Source organism: Streptomyces sp. NPDC021115, assembly GCF_044333065.1.
Taxonomy (GTDB): Bacteria; Actinomycetota; Actinomycetes; order Streptomycetales; family Streptomycetaceae; genus Streptomyces.
On record NZ_JBIRQF010000009.1, the window covers coordinates 218,627 to 239,897 of the forward strand.

Annotated in this window: 21 protein-coding genes and 1 riboswitch; of the genes, 9 read left to right on the forward strand and 12 right to left on the reverse strand. The window is 73.0% G+C overall.

From position 1 onward, the window contains the following. Positions 1-38: 38 nt before the first annotated feature. Positions 39-662 carry a sulfite oxidase-like oxidoreductase gene (locus tag ACH4TL_RS26985; protein WP_398320106.1) on the forward strand — a complete coding sequence of 208 codons (624 nt, stop codon included), beginning with the start codon at positions 39-41 and terminating at the stop codon, positions 660-662. Between the two features lie 22 nt (positions 663-684). Here ACH4TL_RS26985 and ACH4TL_RS26990 read toward each other — a convergent pair whose 3' ends face one another. From ACH4TL_RS26990 to thiO, 8 genes are all read right to left on the reverse strand, one after another. Next, positions 685-1,155: a DUF4396 domain-containing protein gene (locus tag ACH4TL_RS26990; protein ID WP_398320103.1), complete on the reverse strand. Its 471-nt coding sequence runs from the start codon at positions 1,153-1,155 to the stop codon at positions 685-687. Between the two features lie 78 nt (positions 1,156-1,233). After that, positions 1,234-2,112: a deoxyribonuclease IV gene (locus tag ACH4TL_RS26995; protein WP_398320100.1), complete on the reverse strand. Its 879-nt coding sequence runs from the start codon at positions 2,110-2,112 to the stop codon at positions 1,234-1,236. A gap of 46 nt (positions 2,113-2,158) precedes the next feature. Beyond that, positions 2,159-3,385 (reverse strand): cytochrome P450, encoded by a 1,227-nt coding sequence (locus ACH4TL_RS27000; protein ID WP_398320097.1) that lies wholly within the window; start codon positions 3,383-3,385, stop codon positions 2,159-2,161. A 102-nt stretch (positions 3,386-3,487) separates the two neighbouring features. Beyond that, entirely contained in the window at positions 3,488-5,404 is a 1,917-nt protein-coding gene (gene pknB / locus ACH4TL_RS27005) for a Stk1 family PASTA domain-containing Ser/Thr kinase (protein ID WP_398320094.1), read from the reverse strand. A 120-nt stretch (positions 5,405-5,524) separates the two neighbouring features. Next, positions 5,525-5,983 carry an SRPBCC domain-containing protein gene (locus ACH4TL_RS27010; protein WP_398320091.1) on the reverse strand — a complete coding sequence of 153 codons (459 nt, stop codon included), beginning with the start codon at positions 5,981-5,983 and terminating at the stop codon, positions 5,525-5,527. Positions 5,984-6,029: 46 nt separating this feature from the next. Beyond that, positions 6,030-6,773 (reverse strand): thiazole synthase, encoded by a 744-nt coding sequence (locus tag ACH4TL_RS27015; protein ID WP_398320666.1) that lies wholly within the window; start codon positions 6,771-6,773, stop codon positions 6,030-6,032. A gap of 116 nt (positions 6,774-6,889) precedes the next feature. After that, a complete protein-coding gene (thiS, locus tag ACH4TL_RS27020) occupies positions 6,890-7,090 on the reverse strand; it encodes a sulfur carrier protein ThiS (protein WP_123106968.1) in 201 nt (66 codons plus the stop codon). Continuing rightward, positions 7,087-8,313: a glycine oxidase ThiO gene (gene thiO, locus ACH4TL_RS27025; protein ID WP_398320088.1), complete on the reverse strand. Its 1,227-nt coding sequence runs from the start codon at positions 8,311-8,313 to the stop codon at positions 7,087-7,089. The genes thiS and thiO overlap by 4 nt, the downstream gene beginning before the upstream one ends. Beyond that, positions 8,312-8,425: riboswitch (TPP riboswitch) on the reverse strand. (Overlaps the previous gene by 2 nt.) 208 nt (positions 8,426-8,633) lie before the next feature. Between thiO and ACH4TL_RS27030 the strand changes: the two genes are divergently transcribed. The 5 genes from ACH4TL_RS27030 to ACH4TL_RS27050 all read left to right on the forward strand — a co-directional run bounded on the left by ACH4TL_RS27030 (position 8,634) and on the right by ACH4TL_RS27050 (position 13,167). Beyond that, positions 8,634-9,866 (forward strand): NAD(P)/FAD-dependent oxidoreductase, encoded by a 1,233-nt coding sequence (locus ACH4TL_RS27030; RefSeq protein ID WP_398320663.1) that lies wholly within the window; start codon positions 8,634-8,636, stop codon positions 9,864-9,866. Positions 9,867-9,989: 123 nt separating this feature from the next. After that, on the forward strand, positions 9,990-10,355 hold the full coding sequence (locus ACH4TL_RS27035) for an Rv2175c family DNA-binding protein (protein ID WP_398320085.1): 366 nt from the start codon (positions 9,990-9,992) through the stop codon (positions 10,353-10,355). A gap of 98 nt (positions 10,356-10,453) precedes the next feature. Continuing rightward, the gene (thiE, locus tag ACH4TL_RS27040; RefSeq protein ID WP_398320082.1) at positions 10,454-11,104 is read left to right on the forward strand and encodes a thiamine phosphate synthase; all 651 of its coding nucleotides are present in this window, start codon (positions 10,454-10,456) and stop codon (positions 11,102-11,104) included. A 118-nt stretch (positions 11,105-11,222) separates the two neighbouring features. After that, complete coding sequence (gene metF / locus ACH4TL_RS27045; RefSeq protein ID WP_385447822.1) at positions 11,223-12,140, forward strand: methylenetetrahydrofolate reductase [NAD(P)H]; 918 nt, start codon at positions 11,223-11,225, stop codon at positions 12,138-12,140. A gap of 40 nt (positions 12,141-12,180) precedes the next feature. Continuing rightward, on the forward strand, positions 12,181-13,167 hold the full coding sequence (locus tag ACH4TL_RS27050; protein ID WP_398320078.1) for a hypothetical protein: 987 nt from the start codon (positions 12,181-12,183) through the stop codon (positions 13,165-13,167). 46 nt (positions 13,168-13,213) lie between these two features. On the opposite strand, the gene ACH4TL_RS27055 is transcribed toward ACH4TL_RS27050, so the two are convergent. The 4 genes from ACH4TL_RS27055 to ACH4TL_RS27070 form a co-directional block, all read right to left on the reverse strand. After that, positions 13,214-14,806 carry a phytoene desaturase family protein gene (locus tag ACH4TL_RS27055; protein WP_398320075.1) on the reverse strand — a complete coding sequence of 531 codons (1,593 nt, stop codon included), beginning with the start codon at positions 14,804-14,806 and terminating at the stop codon, positions 13,214-13,216. Between the two features lie 421 nt (positions 14,807-15,227). Further along, on the reverse strand, positions 15,228-15,863 hold the full coding sequence (locus ACH4TL_RS27060; RefSeq protein ID WP_398320072.1) for a TetR/AcrR family transcriptional regulator: 636 nt from the start codon (positions 15,861-15,863) through the stop codon (positions 15,228-15,230). 65 nt (positions 15,864-15,928) lie between these two features. Beyond that, positions 15,929-18,016: a YhgE/Pip family protein gene (locus tag ACH4TL_RS27065; protein WP_398320069.1), complete on the reverse strand. Its 2,088-nt coding sequence runs from the start codon at positions 18,014-18,016 to the stop codon at positions 15,929-15,931. Continuing rightward, positions 17,988-18,782 carry an ATP-binding cassette domain-containing protein gene (locus ACH4TL_RS27070; RefSeq protein WP_398320066.1) on the reverse strand — a complete coding sequence of 265 codons (795 nt, stop codon included), beginning with the start codon at positions 18,780-18,782 and terminating at the stop codon, positions 17,988-17,990. The genes ACH4TL_RS27065 and ACH4TL_RS27070 overlap by 29 nt, the downstream gene beginning before the upstream one ends. Positions 18,783-19,003: 221 nt before the next feature. Between ACH4TL_RS27070 and ACH4TL_RS27075 the strand changes: the two genes are divergently transcribed. The 3 genes from ACH4TL_RS27075 to ACH4TL_RS27085 all read left to right on the forward strand — a co-directional run bounded on the left by ACH4TL_RS27075 (position 19,004) and on the right by ACH4TL_RS27085 (position 21,156). Continuing rightward, positions 19,004-19,552 (forward strand): SAV_6107 family HEPN domain-containing protein, encoded by a 549-nt coding sequence (locus ACH4TL_RS27075; protein ID WP_398320063.1) that lies wholly within the window; start codon positions 19,004-19,006, stop codon positions 19,550-19,552. Positions 19,553-19,664: 112 nt separating this feature from the next. Then, positions 19,665-20,450, forward strand: coding sequence for a methyltransferase (locus ACH4TL_RS27080; protein WP_398320060.1), 786 nt, complete (start codon positions 19,665-19,667; stop codon positions 20,448-20,450). Between the two features lie 310 nt (positions 20,451-20,760). Then, the gene (locus tag ACH4TL_RS27085; RefSeq protein ID WP_398320057.1) at positions 20,761-21,156 is read left to right on the forward strand and encodes a DUF3040 domain-containing protein; all 396 of its coding nucleotides are present in this window, start codon (positions 20,761-20,763) and stop codon (positions 21,154-21,156) included. Positions 21,157-21,271: the final 115 nt, after the last annotated feature.

The following is a 21,271-nucleotide window of genomic DNA, read 5'->3' on the forward strand; positions in this document are numbered from 1 at the left end:
GTCCCGACCACCCCCGGCGGTCTGAGAGCATGGAGTCCATGGGTCAGTCGGAGCACCGTGAGGGAGAGCTTGCGCAGCTGCCTCCGGGACAGCGACTCCAGCGCGGGTGGCCGGTTACGCACTATGGACCGGTGCCGAAATTCCGGCCGGACCGCTGGGAGTTCCGCGTCTTCGGCGCGACCGCGGACGGGGACAAGCACTGCTGGACCCATGAGGAGTTCTCCGCGCTGCCGTACTCGACGGTCGTCGCCGATCTGCACTGCGTCACCAAGTTCTCCATGCTGGGCGCGGAATGGGGCGGCGTCGCGGCGAGCGAGATCGTCGAGCTGGCGCCGCCGGCGCCCGGCGTCACGCACGTCATGGTGTGGGCGGAGTACGGCTTCAGCTCGAATCTGCGGCTGTCGGACTTCATGACCGAGGCGGCCATGTTCGCCACCCACAAGGACGGCGAGCTGCTGACCGCCGAGCACGGCTTTCCGCTGCGGCTGATCGTCCCGCATCTGTACGCCTGGAAGGGCCCCAAGTGGGTCCGCGGCGTCGAGTACATGACCGCCGACCGGCGCGGCTTCTGGGAAGAGCGCGGCTACCACAACATCGGCGACCCGTGGCGGGAGCAGCGCTACACGTACCAGGAGGAGCCGGGCGACGGTCCCGAGCTGTAGTCCTCAGTAGAAGCTGTCGTTCTCAGTGGAATTGGTGCACCACCGCGTGGCCCTTCCCCCGCCCGATCATCCACTTGTTGACCGGTGTGGTGATGGCGAAGGCGACCACGAAGGAGAGGGCCAGGCTCAGCCAGAACAGCGCGTCGGAGAGCGTCGCGTCCATCGCGCCCGGGAACAGCAGGATCGTTCCGTTGTCCGCCAGCTCCATCACGATGATCGACACGGTGTCCGCCGCGAGGGCGACCCGTAGCGCGCTCCGCAGGTCGAGCCCGGCGCGCAGGACGCCGCGCATCGTGAGCGAGTAGCCGAAGACGAAGGCGAGCACGATCGCCAGGATCATGGTCGGGACGTTGTGCCAGGCCAGCGCCGTGCCGATGGCCATGCCCAGGATCTCGCCGATGGCGCAGCCGGTGAGGCAGTGCAGGGTGGCCTGCGCGGCCATGGGCCAGGTGGCGCCGTGGTGGTGGTGCGCGTGCTCCGTGCTGTGATCCATGACGGATGCCCCCAGGGGTAGTAGCGAACCTTCGCCGGAAGGAACGCTATACCCCTAGGGGGTATTCCCGGAAGCCCTCTACCCGTCCCGCAGCGCCTTGAGGCGGGCGATGTCCGCCGCGTGCCCCTCGATCCCGTCGGCCCCGCCCGGCGTCTCGACCACCAGCGGGACCCCTGCCGTGGCCGGATGCGTGAACAGCTCCCGGAACGGCTCCTCGCCGATGTGCCCCGCGCCGATGTTCTCGTGCCGGTCCTTGTGCGCGCCTACCACGTCCTTGGAGTCGTTCGCGTGGATCAGCTTCAGCCGCCCCTTGCCGGTGACGTCCACCAGCTCGTCCAGCGTGTGCTTCATCCCGCCGGGCGCGGCCAGGTCGTGGCCCGCGGCGAACACATGGCAGGTGTCGAGGCAGACGCCGAGCTTCGGATGCCGGTCCAGTGCCTCGAAGTACGGGCCGAGATCCTCGACCAGCGCACACAGCGACGTGCCCTGCCCCGCCGTCGGCTCCAGCAGCAGCGGCGGGTCGCCGTCGTCCGTCAGCTCGTCCAGCAACGGCAGCATCCGCTCCCGTACCTGCGCCATCGCCGTCGCGCGTGCCCGCCCACCGGTCGCCGACCCGGTGTGCACGACGACCCCGAGCGCTCCGATCTCCCGCCCACGGCGCAGGGAATGCCGCAGCGACTCCACGGAGCGGTCGGCGGTGGCCTCGGTGTGCGACCCGAAGTTGATCAGGTACGGGGCGTGGATGTACACCGGCACCGACCGCTCGGCGCAGGCCGTACGGAACGCCTCGTCCTGCGCCGGGGTGCCGGTCGGCGTGGCCCAGCCGCGCGGATTGGCGACGAAGACCTGCACGGCCTCCGCGCCGATGTCCTGCGCGTGCGGGAGCCCGGTAGTGGCGAGGCCACCGGCCACGCGGATGTGGCCGCCGATGGGATTGCGACTGCGGTTCGTACTCACCCTTCCAGCATCCCAGCCCGGCCCCGCCCTCCGACCCGGGCTCCGCTTACCCCGCCGTCTCCGTCCAGGTGACCGGCAACGCGTGGACGCCGTAGATGTTCATGTCGGTCCTGAGCCGCACCTCGTCCGCGGGGACGGCGAGCGCGAGAGTCGGGAAGCGGCGCAGCAGCCCGTCGAAACCGGCGCGCATCTCGATGCGGGCAAGCTGCTGGCCGAGGCATTGGTGGACGCCGTGACCGAAGGACAGATGGCCGCGGGCCTTGCGGTGGATGTCCAGCGTGCCGGGGTCGGTGAAGCGCCGGGGGTCGTGGTTGGCGGCCAGCAGCGAGACAACGACGGTCGATCCCTTGCCGATTGTCTCGCCGCCCAGCTCGATGTCCTCCGTGGCGTAGCGGTAGAAGACGTCGGCGACGGACAGATAGCGCATCAATTCCTCGACGGCACCGGGCATCAGATCCGGCCGGGCGCGCAGCTCGGCCATCTGCTCGGGGTGCTCCAGGAGCGCGAAGGTGCCCAGCGCCAGCATGTTGGCGGTGGTCTCGTGGCCCGCCAGCAGCAACAGGAAGGCGGCGCCGGTCAGTTCCTCGATGCTGAGGTCGTCATCGCGGGCCAGGTCGGACAGGATGTCCTCGCCGGGTTCGGCGCGCTTGCGCGTGACCAGTTCGGCCAGGTACGAGGTCATGGCCCCGTACGCGGCCATCTTCTCGTCGAGCGTCACGTCCTTCAACATGAACGTGGCGGAGTTGGCCTGGAAGGTCTCCCGGTCCGCGTAGGGGACGCCGAGCAGTTCGCAGATCACCAGCGAGGGCACCGGCAGCGCGAACTCCTTGACCAGATCGACCGGCGGAGCCAGCCGCGCCAGATCGTCCAGCTGCCGCTCGGTGATCTCGGTGATCTGCTCTTCGAGCGTCTTCATGCGTTTGACGGTGAAGGCGCCGGTGAGCTTGCGCCGCATCCGGGTGTGGTCCGGCGGGTCCATGCTGATGAACAGGCCCGGCACCGGCGGGGACGGCTCGGTGGGGGCGGGCATGCCGGGGGTCTCGTACGGCAGGTGGAGAATGCCGATGTCCCCGCGGGAGCTGAACCGGGTGTCGGCCATGAGCTGGCGGACCGCCTCGTACCCGGTGACGAGCCAGCCCTCGTGACCGTCGGGGAAGACCAGGGGACTGACGGGGCGAGCCTCGCGCAGCCGGGTGATCTGGCGTGGCGGGTCGAAGGGACCCGCGTCGCGCTGCATGGGGAGACCGTGCGGGAGGGGAACCGTCCGACTCATCGGAGTCCTTTCGTGGCCGCTGTTGCGGCCACCCTCGCCGACGGCCCTGACATACGGCTTACACGGCTTTGACACCGACCACGCCACGCCGGGCGGGGAGGGTCAGAAGACCCCGCCCTTCACGGTGATGGTGATCTCGCTCCCCTTCGGCGCCTTGTCGCCGCCCGACACCGACTGGTCCTTGACCGTGTCGCCCGGGAACAGCAGCGGCTTGTCGACGTTCACCGTGAAGCCCGCGTCCTCCAGCTGCTGCTTCGCGTCGTCGATCTTGTCGCCCACGACGTCCGGGACCTCGATCATCTCCTGGCCCTTGGAGAGGGTGAGGGTCACGGTGTCGCCCTTGGCGCCCTCGGTGCCGGAGGGGGACTGCTCGGCGATCGTGCCCTTGTCCTCGTCCGAGAAGACGCCGCGCTCGGCGAACTTGACCTTGAAGCCCGCGTCGCTCAGCTCGGAGCGGGCGTCGGACGGGTCGTCGCCGGTGACGTCCGGGATGCTGATCTTCTCGCCCTTGCTGACCCGGATGTTCACGGGCGTGTCGGGGCGGCGTACGGAGTCCGGGCCGGGGGTGGTGGAGAGCACCGAGTCCTGGGGGGTTTCGGTGCTGAAGTCGCGCGTGATGGTGCCCACCGTCAGACCCGCGTCGGCGATCTTCTGCTTGGCCTCGGTGAGCGGTCGGCCGACGACGTTCGGGACCTCGGCGCGCGGCGGCCCCTGGGAGACGTGGATGGTGACGGTGCCGGTGGAGCGGATGCGCTCGCCGACGCCGGGGTTGGAGCTGATGACCTTGTTCTTGTCGACCACGTCGCTGTAATCCTGGACGACCTTGACGTCCAGACCGGCGCTGTGCAGCTTCTTCTCCGCGTCCGTGCGGGTCATCTTCAGCACGGACGGCACATTGGTGAACTGCCCGGCGCTGATGTACCAGACCCCGGCGCCGATGCCGAGCGCCAGCAGCACGGCGGCGACGATCGTCACCACGCCGCGGCGCGGCATCCGGCGGCGCTGCCGCGGGGGCTCGGGCGGGTCCTGGGGGAGGTCCAGGCGGCTGGTGTGGTGCAGGTCGTCCTGCTGGGCCGCACCGGCGGGCCGGGGGATCACCGTCGTACGGTCCTCGGAGCCGCCGCCCGGCGCCTCCTCGTGGGCCTGCGGCGGTACGGCGTCCAGCTGGGCGTCGGTGAGGGCGGCCCGCGCGGTCCGGACCTGGCCGAGGAGCGCGACGGCGTCCGTGGGCCGCAGGGCCACGTCGCGCGCGGTGGCGGAGGCGACCAGCGCGTCCAGCTCCGGGGCGACCTCGGGCGCGGCGACGGACGGGGGCGGGACGTCCTGGTGGAGGTGCTGGTAGAGCACCTGCGCTGGGGTGTCGCCGCCGTGCGGCTTGGAGCCGGTGAGCATCTCGTACAGGACGACACCGCACGCGTAGACGTCGGCGCGGGTGTCGGCCGTACCGTGCTCGATCTGCTCCGGCGCGAGGTAGGACACGGTGCCCAGGACGGACCCTGTGGAGGCGCTGGTGTTGGTGTCCACGGCCCTGACCAGGCCGAAGTCGGCGACCTTGACCCGGCCGTCGTCGCCGATCAGGACGTTCTCCGGCTTCATGTCGCGGTGGACGAAGCCCGCGCGATGGGCGGCGCCGAGGGCGGCCAGGACCGGTTCCAGGATGTCCAGGGCGGCGCGCGGCTGGAGGGCCCCGCGCTCGCGCAGCACGTCCCGCAGGGTGCACCCGGCGACGTACTCCATGGCCAGGTAGACGTGCGCGCCGTCCGTGCCCTGGTCGTACATGCCGACCACATTGGCGTGCGCGAGTCTGGCGACGGACTTGGCCTCGCGGATGAAGCGGTCCACGAAGGCGGTGTCCGAGGCGAGGCTCTGGTGCATCACCTTCAGGGCGAGCACGCGGTCGAGCCGCGTGTCGACGGCCCGGTAGACCGTCGCCATCCCGCCCACGGCGATGCGCGCCTCAACGCGGTAGCGGCCGTCGAGCACCTGCCCGACAAGGGGGTCCTGGAGCGTCGTATCCACGAGAGTGCAGTCTACGATCCGTCACCGACGCGTTGGACCGGTGCCCGGATGTCCGGTACGTACTGCGACAGAACGGTGACCTGTGCGTAGACCGTTCCCAGCCCCCAGCCCCGGGCGGCGTCAGTTGTGGGAGGCCGCGGCCAGGGCGGTCAGCTCCTCCAGGGCGGAGGTCCAGGCCAGGGCGGCGTACTCGGCGTGCTTGGCCTTGGCCTCGTCGGGGAGGTCGAGCGCGCGGATGCCGGTCTCGGCGAGGCGGAGGCGGGTGCCCGCGCCCTCCGGGGAGAGCGTGAACTCGACCACGGTGGTCTGCCCGGGCCCGAGCGGGGCGCGGTCGGGCGCATGGGCCAGCCGGAAGCGGAAGAGGGCGTCCGGGACCGCCCGCTCGACCTGGCCGTGGAACTCACCGTGCTCGTCCCAGCGGAAGCGGACGGTGCCGCCGGGGCGCGGATCGATCTCGCAGCCGCCGGGGGCGTACCAGGTGCGGATGTGCTCCGGAGTGGTCAGCACCCGCCAGACGCGGTCGGCGGGGGCGGGGACGTAGATCTCGCGCTCGATCCGGTCGGCCACGGTCACGGTCACGGCGACCACCTCCGCCTCCCACGGTATGCCGGTCCGTTTCAGCCCGTTACGCGAACGCGGGCCGCTCCGGGTCGAGCGCGGCCAGGCCCTCCGCGGGGGAGGACGCCTCGGCGAAGTGGCGGCGGGGGATACGGCCCGCCCGGTGCGCCAGCCGCCCCGCGGCGACCGCGTGCCGCATGGCACCCGCCATCAGCACCGGCTCCTGGGCGCGTGTCACGGCCGAGGCCAGCATGACGGCCGCGCAGCCCAGCTCCATGGCCAGCGCGGCGTCGGACGCCGTGCCCGCGCCCGCGTCGAGGATCACCGGGACCCCGGCGCGCTCGGTGATCAGCTGGAAGTTGTGCGGGTTGCGGATGCCGAGGCCGGAGCCGATCGGCGAGCCCAGTGGCATGATCGCCGCGCAGCCGACGTCCTCCAGCTTCCGGGCCAGCACCGGATCGTCGTTGGTGTACGGCAGGACCGTGAAGCCGTCGTCCACCAGGGTCTCGGCGGCGTCCAGCGTCTCGATGGGGTCGGGGAGGAGGGTGCGTTCGTCGGCGACGACCTCCAGCTTCACCCAGTCGGTGCCCAGCGCCTCGCGGGCGAGCCGGGCGGTCAGCACGGCCTCCCCGGCGGTGAAACAGCCCGCGGTGTTGGGCAGCGGGCGGATGCCGTGCCGGTTCAGCACGGACAGCACCGAACCCTGCACCGTGGGGTCGAGGCGGCGCATCGCGACCGTGGTCAGCTCGGTGCCGGAGGCGATCAGCGAGCGCTCCAGGATGTCGAGGCTGGGCGCGCCGCCGGTGCCCATGATCAGGCGGGAGCCGAAGGTCGTACCGGCGATGGTGAGCGGATCGGCGCCGGTGAGGACCTCGTCGAGGGTGGTGGGCTGCGACGTGGCGTGGGACGTGGCGTGAGACATGGGGTTCAGCCTCCTTGGACCGCGGTGAGGACCTCGACGCGATCGCCGTCGCCGAGCGGGGTCGCGGGCCACTGGCCGCGCGGGACGACCGTCTCGTTGACGGCCGCGGCGACGCCCGAGGGCGCCTGGGTGAGGGTCGCGACGACCCCGTCGAGGGTGGTGCCGTCGGGCAGCTCCCGGGGCTCGCCGTTCACGGTGACGGTCATGCGGTGTGCTCCTGTACTGCGGCTGCCGCTGTGGTGGGAGGCGCGAAGCGCCGAGGGGAGAACGGGCGTGCCTCGGGCGGGAGTTCGCCACGGTGAAGCGCCTCGGCCATGACATCGCCGGTGATCGGGGTGAGCAGGACGCCGTTGCGGTAGTGGCCGGTGGCCAGCTGGAGGCCCGGCAGCGCGGTCGGGCCGAGCAGCGGGGCGTTGTCGGGAGAGCCGGGGCGCAGCCCGGCGAGGGTCTCGACGAGCGGCAGTTCGGTGATGCCGGGCACCAGCTCGTGCGCGTCGCGCAGCAGCTCGTACACCCCGCCCGCGGTGACCGTGGTGTCCCAGCCCAGCTCCTCGGTGGTCGCGCCGACGACCAGCTCGCCGTTCTCGCGCGGGACGAGGTAGACGTGCCCGCCGCGCACCACGGCGCGCACGGTCCTGGACAGGAAGGGCGCGTACGGGCCGGGCACCGACAGCCGCAGCACCTGGCCCTTGACCGGGCGTACGGGCGGCAGGACGTCCTCGGGGACGCCGGGGAGCCGTCCGCTGAGGCTGCCCGCGGCCAGCACGGTCTGCCCGGCGGTCAGCCGGGTGCGCGCACCGTCGGCCAGCTCGGCCCCGGTGGCCCGGCCGCCGTCGCGGTCCAGCAGCAGCCGCTCCGCGCGGACGCGGTGGAACACCACCCCGGCGCGCTCGCACGCCGTCAGGAGCGCCGCCGCCAGCCGTCGCGGGTCGATCTGGTGGTCGCCGTCGACGCGCAGGCCCCCGCGCACGCCCGGCGCGAGCATCGGCTCCAGGCGCCGGCATTCGCGTCCGTTCAACCACTGGGCGTCAAGACCGAGCCGCTGCTGGAAGGCGTGCAGCTCGCGCAGATGGGCGCGGTCGTCGGCGTCGAGCGCGACGGAGAGCGTGCCGCAGGTGCGGAAGCCCAGGTCATGGCCGCTCGCCTGCTCCAGCTCCGCCACGAAGGACGGATAGCGGCGCGCCGAGTCCAGATTCAGCCCGAGCAGGGTCTGCTCGCCGTAGTGCAGCTCGGTGACGGCCGCCAGCATCCCGGCCGCGACCCGGGCGGCCCCGCCGCCGGGCGCGGCGTCCGCGAGGGCGGTGCGCAGGCCCCGCTGGGCCGCCCGCCAGGCCGTGACGAGGCCGATGATGCCGCCGCCGATGACGAGGACGTCGTACGGCGCTTCGTCGGCGGTCGTTCGATGTGGTGTGTGGGGTGGCGTGTGCATGGGCTGGTCGCCCCCTCCCTTCGCCGGCATGACCCGGATCAGGTTCGTACGGTCGGAGGCCGCGCCAGCCTCCCTCTCAGCCCGGTGCGCCCGGGCTCCCGCGAGTGCTCTGTCCCGCCACCCTAGTACGCGCCCCGAATCGCCCGGAAGGGAGCGTCCCGGGCGGCGTCGGCCGCCGGGCCCGCGGCGCGCCCGTACGAAGCGGCGTCCGGCCCGGCGTCCGGCCCCTCGGGCTGTGCCCGAGATCTCGTCGTGCGCTCTGCGGTCCGCCCCACCTGCCGCAATACAGTGATCGTGTGAGCGATGAGACGACGAAGACGATGGCGTCCTCGGCGGGTGGCGGCGGACAGCGGGTGGTGATCGTCGGCGCGGGCATGGCGGGCGTGCAGACCGCCGTGGCGCTGCGGGAACAGGGCTGGACCGGGGAGATCCTGCTGCTGGGGGCCGAGCCCCATCAGCCGTACGACCGGCCGCCGCTGTCCAAGGCCGTGCTGCTCGGCAAGGCCGAAGGGTCCGCGTTCGACGTGGACTTCGCCGCGCTCGGCATCGGGCTGCGCCTCGGCGTGCCCGTGACCGGGCTGGACACGGCCGGGCGGACGGTCGAGACGGGGTCCGGGCCGGTCCGCTACGACGTCCTGGTGATCGCCACCGGCGCCGAGCCGATCGCCCTGCCCGGCAGCGAGGACGTACCGGGCGTCCACCTCCTGCGCACCCTGGACGACGCCGAGCGGCTGCGCCCGGTGCTCGCCGGGCAGCAGGAGATCGTGGTGGTCGGGGCGGGCTGGATCGGCGCGGAGTTCGCGACCGCCGCCCGCGAGGCGGGCTGCGCGGTGACGGTCGTCGAGGCCGCTGACCGGCCGCTGGCGGGCGCCCTCCCGGCGGAGGTCGCCGCCCATATGACCGGCTGGTACGCGGACTACGGCGCCACCCTGGTCACCGGCGCCCGGGTGACCGCGCTCGACGCCAACGGGCTCCAGCTCGGCGACGGCACCCGGCTGCGCGCCGGTGCGGTGGTCGTCGGCATCGGGGCCCGGCCCGCGACCGGCTGGCTGGCCGGTTCGGGCATCGCGCTCGCCGAGGACCGGTCCGTCGCCGCCGACGAGGGACTGCGCACCTCGGCGCCGGACGTGTACGCGGTCGGCGACTGCGCGTCCTTCCCGTCCGCCCGCTACGGGACGCGGCTGCTGGTGCACCACTGGGACAACGCGCTCCAGGGGCCGCGGACGGTCGCCGCCAATGTGGTCGGCAGCCGGACCGCGCACTTCCCCGGCCAGGTCTACGACCCGGTGCCGTACTTCTGGTCCGAGCAGTTCGGGCGCTTCGTGCAGTACGCCGGACACCACTCCGACGCCGACGAGCTGGTCTGGCGGGGCGACCCGGACGGCGCCGCCTGGTCGGTGTGCTGGCTGCGGGACGGGGCCCTGGTCGCCCTGCTGGCGGTCGGCCGTCCGCGCGATCTGGCCCAGGGCCGCAAGCTGATCGAACGCGGCGCCCGGCTGGACCGGACCCGGGCCACCGATCCTTCGGTGCCGCTGAAGTCCGCCGTTCTGTGACCCGCCGGTACGCCCCGGCGGGTGGGGGCGCGGGGCCCGGCGGGACCGGCGGGCCCCGGATCCGGCGGCCGCACGGCGGACGCCCGGCTACCCACTGTCAGTCCCAGATGGCAGGCTTGTTCCGTGACCGAGATTGACGCAAAGATCGATGCTCTCGTCCCCGCCTGGCTCACTCTCCCCGACATCGCCGACCGGCTCGGCGTCGAGGTGACTCGTGTGAGGCAACTGGTCAAGGAGGGCCAGCTGATCGCGGTGCGCCGTGGCGAGAACAGGGTGCTCCAGGTGCCCGAGGACTTCATCGGTGACGGAAAGGTCGTCAAGGGCCTCGTGGGCACCTTGACGCTGCTCAAGGACGACGGCTTCAGCGACGAGGAGATGCTGGAGTGGCTCTTCACCCCCGACCCGAGCCTGCCGGGCACCCCGGCGCAGGCGCTGCACGAGAATCGCGGCACGGAAGTGAAGCGGCGCGCGCAGGCGCTCGCCGTCTGACGCCGCCCGCCGTTTCCTGAACCACCACCTGGCGTGCGGACCGGGGCCCGACGGCACCCCCGGCCCGCACGCCGCACGACCCGGGGGGAAACCCACCCATGACCGCACGTGAGCAGCTGGCCGACGCCCGCCTCTACCTGTGCACCGACGCGCGCAAGCGCCAGGGCGACCTGCCGGAGTTCCTGGACGCCGTGCTGGGCGCCGGAGTGGACATCGTCCAGCTGCGGGACAAGGGCATGGAGGCCGCCGAGGAGCTGGACCACCTCGCCGTCTTCGCTGATGCCTGCCGCCGCCACGGCAAGCTGCTCGCCGTGAACGACCGGGCGGACGTCGCCCACGCCGCCGGTGCCGACGTGCTCCACCTGGGCCAGGGCGACCTGCCGGTCCCGGCCGCGCGCGCCATCATCGGCGACGGCCCGCTGATCGGGCGCTCCACCCACGCCGAGGCCGAGGTGGACGCGGCGCTGGCCGAGCCCGGCGTGGACTACTTCTGCACCGGCCCCTGCTGGCCCACCCCCACCAAGCCGGGCCGTCACGCCCCGGGCCTGTCCCTGGTCCGTCACGCGGCCGCTCAGCGCCCGGCCCGGCCCTGGTTCGCGATCGGCGGCATCGACGCGTCGAACCTGGACGAGGTGCTGGAGGCGGGAGCACGGCGGGTCGTCGTGGTGCGGGCCATCACCGAGGCCGCGGACCCTGCGGCGGCCACGGAAGCCCTGGCGAAGCGTGTGCGAGCGGCAGATGTCCGGTAGGTGTCGGAGTTGAGCCCGGCTCGGTGATTCCGTCCGCATTGCGGACAGGAGACCGGCAAAACCCCCATAACCACGCTGCCGGGTGGGCGCCGACCACCCGGCTGGCTAACCTTCCCGTATGGCCCTAGGTACCGCTTCCACCAGGACTGATCGAGCCCTTACCGTGCGTGACCTGCTCGCGTCGGGTGAGCAATCGTATTCCTTCGAGTTCTTCGCCCCCAAAACGGACAAGGGGCAGCACACGCTGTGGAACGCCATCCGCCGGCTGGAGGCCGTCTCACCGACCTTCGTCTCCGTGACGTACGGCGCGGGCGGCTCCTCCCGTGAGGGCACCGTCCGCGCCACCGAGCAGATCGCGACCGACACCACCCTGACCCCCGTCGCGCACCTGACCGCGGTCAACCACTCGCTCGCCGAGCTGCGCAACATCATCGGCCAGTACGCCGGTGCCGGGATCCGGAACATGCTCGCCCTGCGCGGCGACCCGCCCGGCGACCCGATGGCCGACTGGGTCAAGCACCCCGACGGCATCACCTACGCCGCCGAGCTGGTCCGCCTGATCAAGGAGTCCGGGGACTTCTGCGTCGGTGTCGCCGCCTTCCCCGAGATGCATCCGCGCTCGACGGACTGGGACACCGACATCCGTCACTTCGTCGACAAGTGCCGCGCGGGCGCCGACTTCGCGATCACTCAGATGTTCTTCTATCCGGAGGACTATCTGCGGCTGCGCGACCGGGTCGCGGCCTCGGGCTGTACGACGCCGATCATCCCTGAGATCATGCCGGTCACGAACGTCAGGCAGATCGAGCGGTTCGCACAGCTCAGCAACGCCGCCTTCCCGCCGGAGCTGGCCGAACGCATCCTGGCGGTCAAGGACGACGCGGCGGCTGTACGCTCGATCGGGATCGACTACGCGACAGAGCTGTGCGCGCGGTTGATGGCCGAGGAGATCCCCGGGCTGCACTTCATTACGCTCAACCACTCCACGGCGACGCTGGAAATCTACAAGAATCTGGGACTGCACCAGCGGTCCTGATGACGGCGGCCGACGGGCAGCCGCACTGAGAGGGGCGGGCATGGGCTGGACGGTCCTCTACATCGCTTTCGGCGTCGTGGCGCTGTGGCTGTTGGGAGAGGTACTCCTTCAGTACAAGGCGCGGCTGCGCTGGCGGCTGCTGGCCTTCGTCGGCTTTCTGGGCGTCGTGGTCGGGGTGCTGATCCCCGCGGTGGTGGTGATCGCCATCGGCGCGATCGCCTTCGCGATCGGCCAGACCTACGTCACGCTCTCCTTCCGCCAGGGCTTCGAGAAGGGCTGGGCGCTGGACGGCATCCCCGGGGTGCCCGGGCTCGGCCGCGGCGGACGCGAGCGCGACCCCGGCCCGGAGGGTCCGGAGCCCGAGCCGGTCCTCCAGGTCTCGGACCTGGAGGACATCCCGGTCTCGCGGCCCGAGCCGCCGACCTACCGGCCGGAGCCGCTGCCGGACGACACCAGCGAGTACGGCGTGTACGAGGAGCCGTCCCCGTTCACCCCCGCCTCCGGTGGCTACGCGGACCCGAACGCCGGGTACAGCCCGTACGAGACGTACGCCGGGTACGGCGCGCAGGACGGCCACGACATGCAGGGTGCTGGGGCCCAGGGGCAGGGCTACGGTGACGTGGGCTATGGCCAGGGCCAGGACGTGTACGCGGACGCCGCGCAGTACGGCTACCAGGACCAGGCGTACGCGGGCTACCAGCAGGACCCGTACGCCGGTGGCTACGACCAGCAGGGCTACGACCAGCAGCAGCCCTACGCCCAGGCGCAGTACCAGGACCCGTACGCGGGCTACCAGCAGGACCCGTACGCCGCCGGTGGCTTCGGCGGCGACCACTACGCGGCGGACGCCTCGTACGGCTCCCCGCAGGGTTACGCCCCGGGCGCCGACGGGATGGAGCCGGGCGGGTCCTGGGTCCCGCAGCAGCGCGAGGGCGACGTCCCGCCCGGCCAGCAGGACCAGCCGCCATACCCCTACCAGCAACAGCAGGGCTTCCAGCAGGGGTACGACGAGCAGTACCGCTTCTGACGCGGCAAGCTCCGGCTCAGGCCGCTCGGGCCGGGACCGGCGCTGCTCACTGCGAGCCGCGCCAGTCCTGGCCCTCGACGATCAGGCCCGCCACCAGCGCGCCCGACATCCCGGCGTGGGCCAGCCCGCCGCCCGGATGGGACCAGCCGCCCGCCAGATAGAGCCCCGGGAGCCGGGTGAGGTTGGCCGGGTGCAGATACCCGCCCTCGGCACCGGCCAGTGCCGGGCCCGGCACGGAGCCGCCCGCCACACCGGTGTCCGCCGCGACGTCGCACGGGGTGCGGACCTCGCGCCACAGGATCCGGTCCCGCAGCCCCGGTATCGCCGCTTCGGCGGCCGAGACGAGCCGGTCCGCGGCCTCCTCGCCGGTCTCCCCGTCGGCCCAGTCGACCGGTCCGTGCGGGGCGACGGTCGCGCTGAGGGTGACGGCCTCGTGGTCGTCGTCGGGGCGGATCGCGGGATCGTCAGGGCGCAGGACGGTCACCGTGGGGCGCGGACAGGGCGCGCGCAGGCCCCTGCCGCCCGCTTCGCCCGCCTCGCCCGCCTCGCCGAAGACGGCGGTCAGCTCCGCCTCACGGTCCGGGGTGTGCACCACGGTCCGGTGCACCGCGCCGTCGGGGCGGCCGCCGCGCAGCGCCAGGAAGACGCTGAGACGGCCGGGCGGACCGGCGGCGGCCCCCGGTCCGGGCGCCACGTCCTCGCCCGCCCGCCATGGCTCCTGGCCGCCGAGCAGGGCGGGCAGCAGCGCCGGGGCGATGCCCGCGACCACCGCGTCCGCCTCGGCGACCGTGCCGTCGGCCAGCTCGACGCCCGCCGCCCGGCCGTCCTTCTCGACGATGCCGGTGACCTCCGCCTCGAAGCAGAACTCCACCTTCCGCTTCCCGCAGCGCTCGTACAGCGCGTCGGCGAGCGCCCGCATCCCGCCGCCCACGTACCAGGTGCCGAAGGTCTGCTCCACATAGGGCAGCACGGTGGCGCTCGCGGGGGCGGTACGCGGGTCCAGGCCGTGCGCGAGCGCATGGCTCTCCAGCAGCGCGGCGGCCCGCGCCTCCGCCAGCTCGCGCCGCGCCACCCCGGCCAGGGTGGGCGCCTGCGGACGGCTGCCGCCGCGCCCGAAGAGCCCGCCGAACCAGCCACCACGCCGCGCCGGGGCGGCGGCCGGATACGGATCGTCACCCAGCACGCGCCAGTCGGCGCGCAGCGGCTCCTCCAGCAGCGGTCTGCGGGTGGCGTCCCACGCCTCGCGCGCCCGGTTGACCAGATCGCTCCAGCGCTCGCCCGCGCCCGCGCCGAAGGCGCCGTCCAGCGCCCGGAGCACCCCGGCGCGCGAGGCGTTGGGCAGCGCCACGTCCGTACCGTCGGCGAAGAGGTGCCGCGCCGCCGGGTCGACCTGGGTGAGCCGGACGGTCTGCTCCAGGCTCTCCTTGCCGGTCTTCACGAACAGGTCCCGGTAGACGGCGGGCAGATGCAGCACCCCCGGGCCCGTATCGAAGCGGAAGCCGTCCTTCTCGAACCGCCCGACCCCGCCGCCATGGGTCCGCCCGCGCTCGTACACCACCACCCGGTGGCCCGCCACGGCCAGCCGGGCGGCGGCCGCCATGGCGCCCATCCCAGCGCCGATCACCGCAATCCGTGCCATGCCAGTGACTTTATCGGCCCCCACCGACAGCCCGGCGCTCGTCCCCGGGCGAACCCTGGGCACGTGCACGGGGGCCTGAGTACCCGTACCTAGTCGGCGAGATGAGTAGGTACGCGGATGGGCGGGCGCCCCCATGAACGAGAGAGTGGAGCACACGGAAGGGGCGCGGACCTGACCGCCGACACGGGGCGGCGGTACGGCACGGTGGCCCTTCCGGACGGGGGAGCCGCCGGGGAATACGCCCCGGGGGCTCTCACGGGGGAAAACGGGGGAAGTACGGGGGAAAACGGGGGAAGTACGGGGGGAGGCGCTGTTCCGAGGCGGGTCGATGGGGGTCGAACCGCTCCGGAACAGCGCCTTCTGTTTCGTGCGGGCGACCGCCCCGCGGCAGCTGTCGTACGGCGGCCGCCGTGCGGCGGCGTCAGCCCGAGGCCGGAGCCTCTTTGACCAGGGCTCCGCCCACCCTCCCCTGCAACAGCCGGGACAGGGCGGCGTGGACATCGTCCAGCGACCGCTCCGGCTGGTAGGACTGCCAGTCGAGCGCGGCCACCAGCACCATCCCGAACAGCGCCGACGCGGTCAGGGGGATGTCGATGTCGTCGCTCAGCTCCCGCGCCGCCACCCCGGCCCGCAGCTCGGTCTCGATCACCGTTATGGCCTGCTGCCTGACCATCATCAGCGTCGACTGCCAGGCCCGGTTGGTGCGCCACAGCTCGGCCACGTACAGCTGGGTCAGGGCCGGATAGCGGGAGATGAAGTGCAGTCCGGCCCGGACCATGGCGTCCAGCGCGTCCACATGGCTGCCGCCGCGCTCGGCGTTCTCGTCGGCGGCGTTCTGGAGCGAGGCGGTCAGCAGCTCGACGCCGTGCCGCAGCAGCTCCTCGAAGAGCACGGTCTTCGACGCGAAGTTGTAGTAGACCGTGCCCTTGGCCACCCCCGCCCGCTCGGCGATCTCGTCCACGGTGGTGGAGGAGAAGCCCTGTTCGGCGATGAGGGTGACCGCTGCCTCGAAGAGTTTCTGCCGGGTGCCCTGGCGGCGCGTGCTGCTGCTGTCCATGGCGCCGATTCTGCCCGCTGCCGGAGTGGTCCCGCTCACAGGCTCGGCGCTCACCGGCTCGGCGTTCACAAGGACAGCTCGGGGTGCAGCCGGTCGACCGACCAGACCTGCCTGCGCCGCGCCGACCACGCGGTGAGCGCGAGCGCCGCGGCGCCGAAGCCGGTCAGCACCCCGCACGCGACCCACACCGGGCCGAGCCCGCCGCCCGTGATGAGCCGCCGCAGCCCGTCCACGACGTAGCTCATCGGCAGGAAGGGGTGGATCGCGTTGAAGAACCGGGGGCTGGTCTGCACCGGATACGTGCCGCCCGCCGAGGTCAGCTGGAGCATCAGCAGCGCCAGGACGAGGATCCGCCCGGCCGGTCCGAAGCGGGCGTTGAGCCACTGCACGATCGCCGCGAAACAGGCGGCCACCAGCACCAGGAAGCCGATCGTGCCCGCCGCCCGGACCATCTCCAGCCCCACCGCCCAGTGCAGCACGGCCATCAGGGCCGCCGTCTGGAGCGCGCCGATCGCGGCGACCGGCAGCCATCCGGCGAGCGCGACGCGCCAGGAGGAGGCCCCGGCGGCGACCGCCCGGGCGTTGAGCGGCGGGATCAGCATGTAGGCCACCATCGCGCCGACCCACAGGGACAGCGGGATGAAGTACGGGGCGAAGCCGGTGCCGTAGTTGGGCGCCTTGTGCAGCGCGTGGTCGACGAGCTGGACGGGGTCCGACATCACCCCCGTACGGGCGTCCCGGTCGTGCTTGTCGTAGGCGGGGATCTTCGCGGCACCGTCGTGCAGCCCTCCGGAGAGCGTGCCGGAGCCGTCGGCCAGCTTGACCAGCCCGCCCTTGAGGGTGGTCGACCCGGTGCGCAGCTTCCCGACGCCGCTGTCGAGGGTGGACGACGCCGTATGGGCGGTGGTCAGCCCGGAGTGCAGCGTGCCCGCGCCCTTGGCGACCTTGTGCGCCCCGGAGTTGAGGGCGTTGACCTTCTTGACCGCGGAGTCGAGGTCGGTGCCCAGATGCGGGGCCTTGTCGGCGAGCAGCAGCGCCTTGTCGTGCAGATCGGTCAAGTCGCCCGCGAGGGTGTCGAGTTGCCCGGTGTTGTCCTTGACGAGCTGGTTGACGTCCTCGGCCACGTCGGCGGCGCGGTCGGCCGCCCCCACGGCCTTCTTCAGCGCCGGGCAGTCGGGGGCGGTGGCCACCGGCCCCTCGCAGCGGGTCCGGTAGTCGGCGGCGAGGTCGTCGGACGCCTGACGGGCGTCGGTCGCGGCGGTGGAGGCAGCTTCGGGGAGGTCGTCCAGGTTGTCGGACGCCCGCTGGGAGGCGTCCGCGACCAGCCGGGCGACGTCGCCGATCTCCTTGCCGTGCTTCTTGAGGAACGGCCCGGCCTTCTCCGACACGCCGTTCACCGTGTCGGCCAGCGTCTGGGTGCCGTCGGCGACCCCGCCCGCGCCCGTGTCCAGCGTCCCGGCGCCCTTGTTGAGCTTGCTCAGCCCGGACTTCAGGCCGTGGGTGCCCTCCTTCGCCGTGCCCAGGCCCTTGGCGAGCTCACCCGCGGCCGCCCTGGCCTCGCCGATGCCCCGGCCCAGCTCGTCGGCGCCCTTGGCGGCCTTCTCGGTGCGGCCGTGGATGTCGGCGAAGGAGACGAAGATGTTGTCGTAGAAGCCGCGGGACGCCTTGGTGGAGGCCGCAGCGCGCACCTCGGAGAAGACGCTGCGGGAGATCTGGCCGACGATGTAGTTGTTGGCGTCGTTGGTGCGCACCCTGAGGGCGCCGGTCTCCGGGTTCCCGCCGGAGCTGGAGGCGATGCGCTTGCTGAAGTCCTCGGGCACGGTCAGCGACAGGTAGTACGTGCCGTCCTCGACGCCCTTGCGCGCCTCGGCGGCGCTGGTGCGGTGCCAGTCGAAGCTCTTGCCGCTGCCGAGCAGCCGCTCGGTGAGGTCGTCGCCCGCGGTGAGGTGCTTGCCCTTCACGGTGGCGCCGCTGTCGGAGTCGACGAGCGCCACCGGGATCTTGTCGAGTTTGCCGTACGGGTCCCAGAAGGACCACAGATAGAGCGCGCCGTACAGCAGGGGCAGCAGGAGCAGGGCGGCGAGCGCCGCCCGGGGCAGCCTGCCCCTGCCGAACCGCTTCAGCTCAAGCGCGGCCAGTTTCGGCGAGCGCATCCGCCGCCCCCTCCTCGTCGTCCTCGTGGTCGTCGTCCCGAGCGTCCGCGGCGGTCGGGACCACCACGGCGCCCTCCGGGGCCTGGCTGCACACCGCGAGGACGGTGACGCCGCTCTCCGCGATCCCCCGCAGCAGCGCCCAGGCACGCTCGCGCTCGGCGTCGACAAGCTTCAGGTCGGTGTCGTCCACGGCCAGCAGCCGCGGCCGGGAGATCAGCGCGAGCGCCACCGACAGCCGCAGCGCCTCCAGCCGCTCCAGGTCCCGTACGGCCGTACGCGCCCCCTTGGGCAGCGCGTCCGGGTCGAGCCCCGCGGCCGCGAGGGCCGCCTCGATCGCGGCCCGGGAGGCGGCGGCGCGCTCCCGGCGCGGCCGCAGCAGCCCGCGCGGCGAGTCCCCGAACCGGCGCTGGAGCAGGGCCCGCTCGCGAAGATGCTCGGCGACCGTCAGCGCCGGTTCGAGTTCGCTGACGCCGGGTACGTGGGCGAGCGCGCTGATCCGGCGTATACGGCGCATCTGCTGGGGAACCCGGAAGCCGCCGACGGCGGCCTCCCCGGTGGTGGGGCGCATCCGTCCGGTGAGGGTGAGCAGCAGGCAGGTACGGCCGGAGCCCGAGGGACCCTCGACCGCGATCAGCGCGCCGGGGTCCGCGGTGACGACGGCATCGCGATACGCCCAGCCGTGTGAGCCCTTGACGCCGAGTCCGCGGGCCGTCACCGCCGCTCCGGCGGCCGGGCCCGCGTCCGGGGTGCCCGTCACGAGAACCACTCCCTGTGTGCGTCGGCTGTGTGAATCATCAACTTTTTGAACTGACCAGTCAGTTCAAATTCAGTATGGGGGATCGCGGAACGGGCATCCGCACCGGGGGCGGTACCGGAGGCGAAAGGCGCAGGTCGGAGCCGATTGTCAGTGGTGGCCCCCACGATGGGCACATACGGCGGCCGTTCCGTCACGCGACGCGGCCGTCACGCGACGACAGGAGGTTCGTCATGGCCAGTACCGCCGCGGAGCGCCGGCACCGTGCCGCCGCCCCTGCCCCTACCCCTGCCCCTTCGTCGACCGGCCCCGCGAGCGATGTCCACCCCGTGCTGCGCCGCTCCGCGGCCCCACCCGCCGCGCTCGACCTGCTCACCCAGGCCCATCAGGGGCTGGAGGAGGCCGCCGCGCTGGAGACCGCGAACGAGCGATTCGCCACCGCACACCTGGCGGCCCTGCGCACGGCGGCCGCCGTGCTCGCCGTGCGGGGCCGCCCCGAGACCTCGGCCCGGCGCCGCGCCCGCATCCGCAGCACCTGGGACGTGCTCCCGGAGGTCGCCCCCGAACTGACCGAGTGGAGCGCCCTGTTCGCCTCCGGCGCCGAGCGCCGGGCCCGCGCCGAGGCGGGCATACAGGGCGCGGCCAGCTGCCGGGACGCGGACGATCTGCTGCGCGCCGCCGCCATGTTCCTGCGGCTGGTCGAGCGGATGCTGGTGCTCCAGCCCGCGCTGCCCCGGCAGACCCCGCCGACGGACGGCGAGCCGGGGCCGTCCCGCGCCTGACGCCACCACGGGGCGGGCCCGTGGCCCGGAGGCAATAGGCTGGGAGCGACGTCAGCAACCCGTCGTCGCCGCCCCCGGGCGGTGGCGGCACCGCGCCGAGGAGCCACCCGCCGTGTCAGACCCGCAGCGCCCCCGTGCGTCCCTCCGTACCGCCGTGGTGTGGGAGGTCCTGAAAGACGCCCTGGAACGGCGGGCCAAGGCCGCGGGCGGCGAGACAGCGGCGGCCGAGGGGGCGGCGCACGGGGCGCTCGACGTGCTCGACACCGGCGGCGGCAGCGGCAACTTCGCCGTGCCGGTCGCCCAGCTGGGGCACCGTGTCACGGTCGTCGACCCCAGCCCCAACGCGCTGTTCGCGCTGGAGCGCCGGGCCGCCGAGGCCGGGGTCGCCGACCGGGTGCGCGGCGTCCAGGGCGATGCCCACGGACTGTTCGACGTCGTCGAGCGCGGTGGCTACGACGTGGTCCTGTGCCACGGCGTGCTGGAGTACGTCGACGACCCCGCCGAGGGCCTGCGGAACGCGGCGGACGCGCTGCGCCCGGCGGGCACCCTCAGCGTGCTCGCCGCGGGGCTGGGCGGGGCCGTGCTCGCCCGCGCCCTGGCCGGACACTTCACCGAGGCCAGGCAAGCGCTTACCGGGCCTGACGGCCGCTGGGGCGAGGGTGACCCCGTGCCGCGCCGCTTCACCGCCGACCAGCTGTCCGGGCTGGTGGCCGATGCCGGACTGGAGATCGCCGCGGTGCACGGCGTACGAGTCTTCGCCGATCTGGTGCCCGGGGTGCTGGTCGACACCGAGCCCGGCGCCCTCGACGCGCTGCTGCGGCTGGAGGAGGCCGCCGCCGAGCTGCCCGCCTTCCACTCGGTCGCGACCCAGCTGCACGTCCTCGCCGAGCGCGACTGACGCACCCGCCCGTCCTGCGCTGATTTCCGTCCCCGCCCCACCCCGTCCCTGTCTCGTTCCGTGACGGACGGCGCAGGTGGAGTAGGCCACAGGGCACCCGCGCGGCCGTCCGGCCCCGTATGATCGGGGTACACCGTCCGGCATGGCGAATCGGCGGGAGGGGAATGGACGTCTCAGCGTCAACTTTCGTCACACACCTAACGGTGGGCGAATTGGCGCTGAGGGGCGGGTTTCACGGGGGCGATTCCCTGCCTATCCTGAAAGGGTCGCACCCCGGTCGCCCCCCGCGACCGACGAGTAGGAGGACTCCGTGCCGCTCTCGGAGCACGAGCAGCGCATGCTCGAGCAAATGGAGCGAGCGTTGTACGCCGAAGATCCCAAGTTCGCGACAACGCTTGAGGGAAGCGGCCTGCGCACGTACACCCGGCGACGGGTCTACCAGGCGGTCGCGGGATTTCTGGTCGGCATCGCGCTCCTGATGGTCGGAGTGATCGTTCCACAGATCTGGATCAGCGTGGTGGGCTTCCTCATCATGCTGGGATGTGCGGTGCTCGCCGTGACGGGCTGGCGCAAGGCGCCCAAGCCGGGCGAGGCGCAGCGGCCGGGCGGGGCGGGGCCGCCCCGCCGCCAGGGCCGCCAGCGCCGTTCCATGATGGACCGCATCGAGGAGCGGTGGCAGCGCCGCCGTGATGAGCAGGGCCACTGAGCCTGAGAACGCATGAGTGAGGGGGGGGGGGCCCCCCCCCCCCCCCCCCACCCCAAAAAGGGGGCCCCCCCCCCCCCCCCCGTTAGGGGCTGCCCCCCGCCCGGCCGGCCCCCGC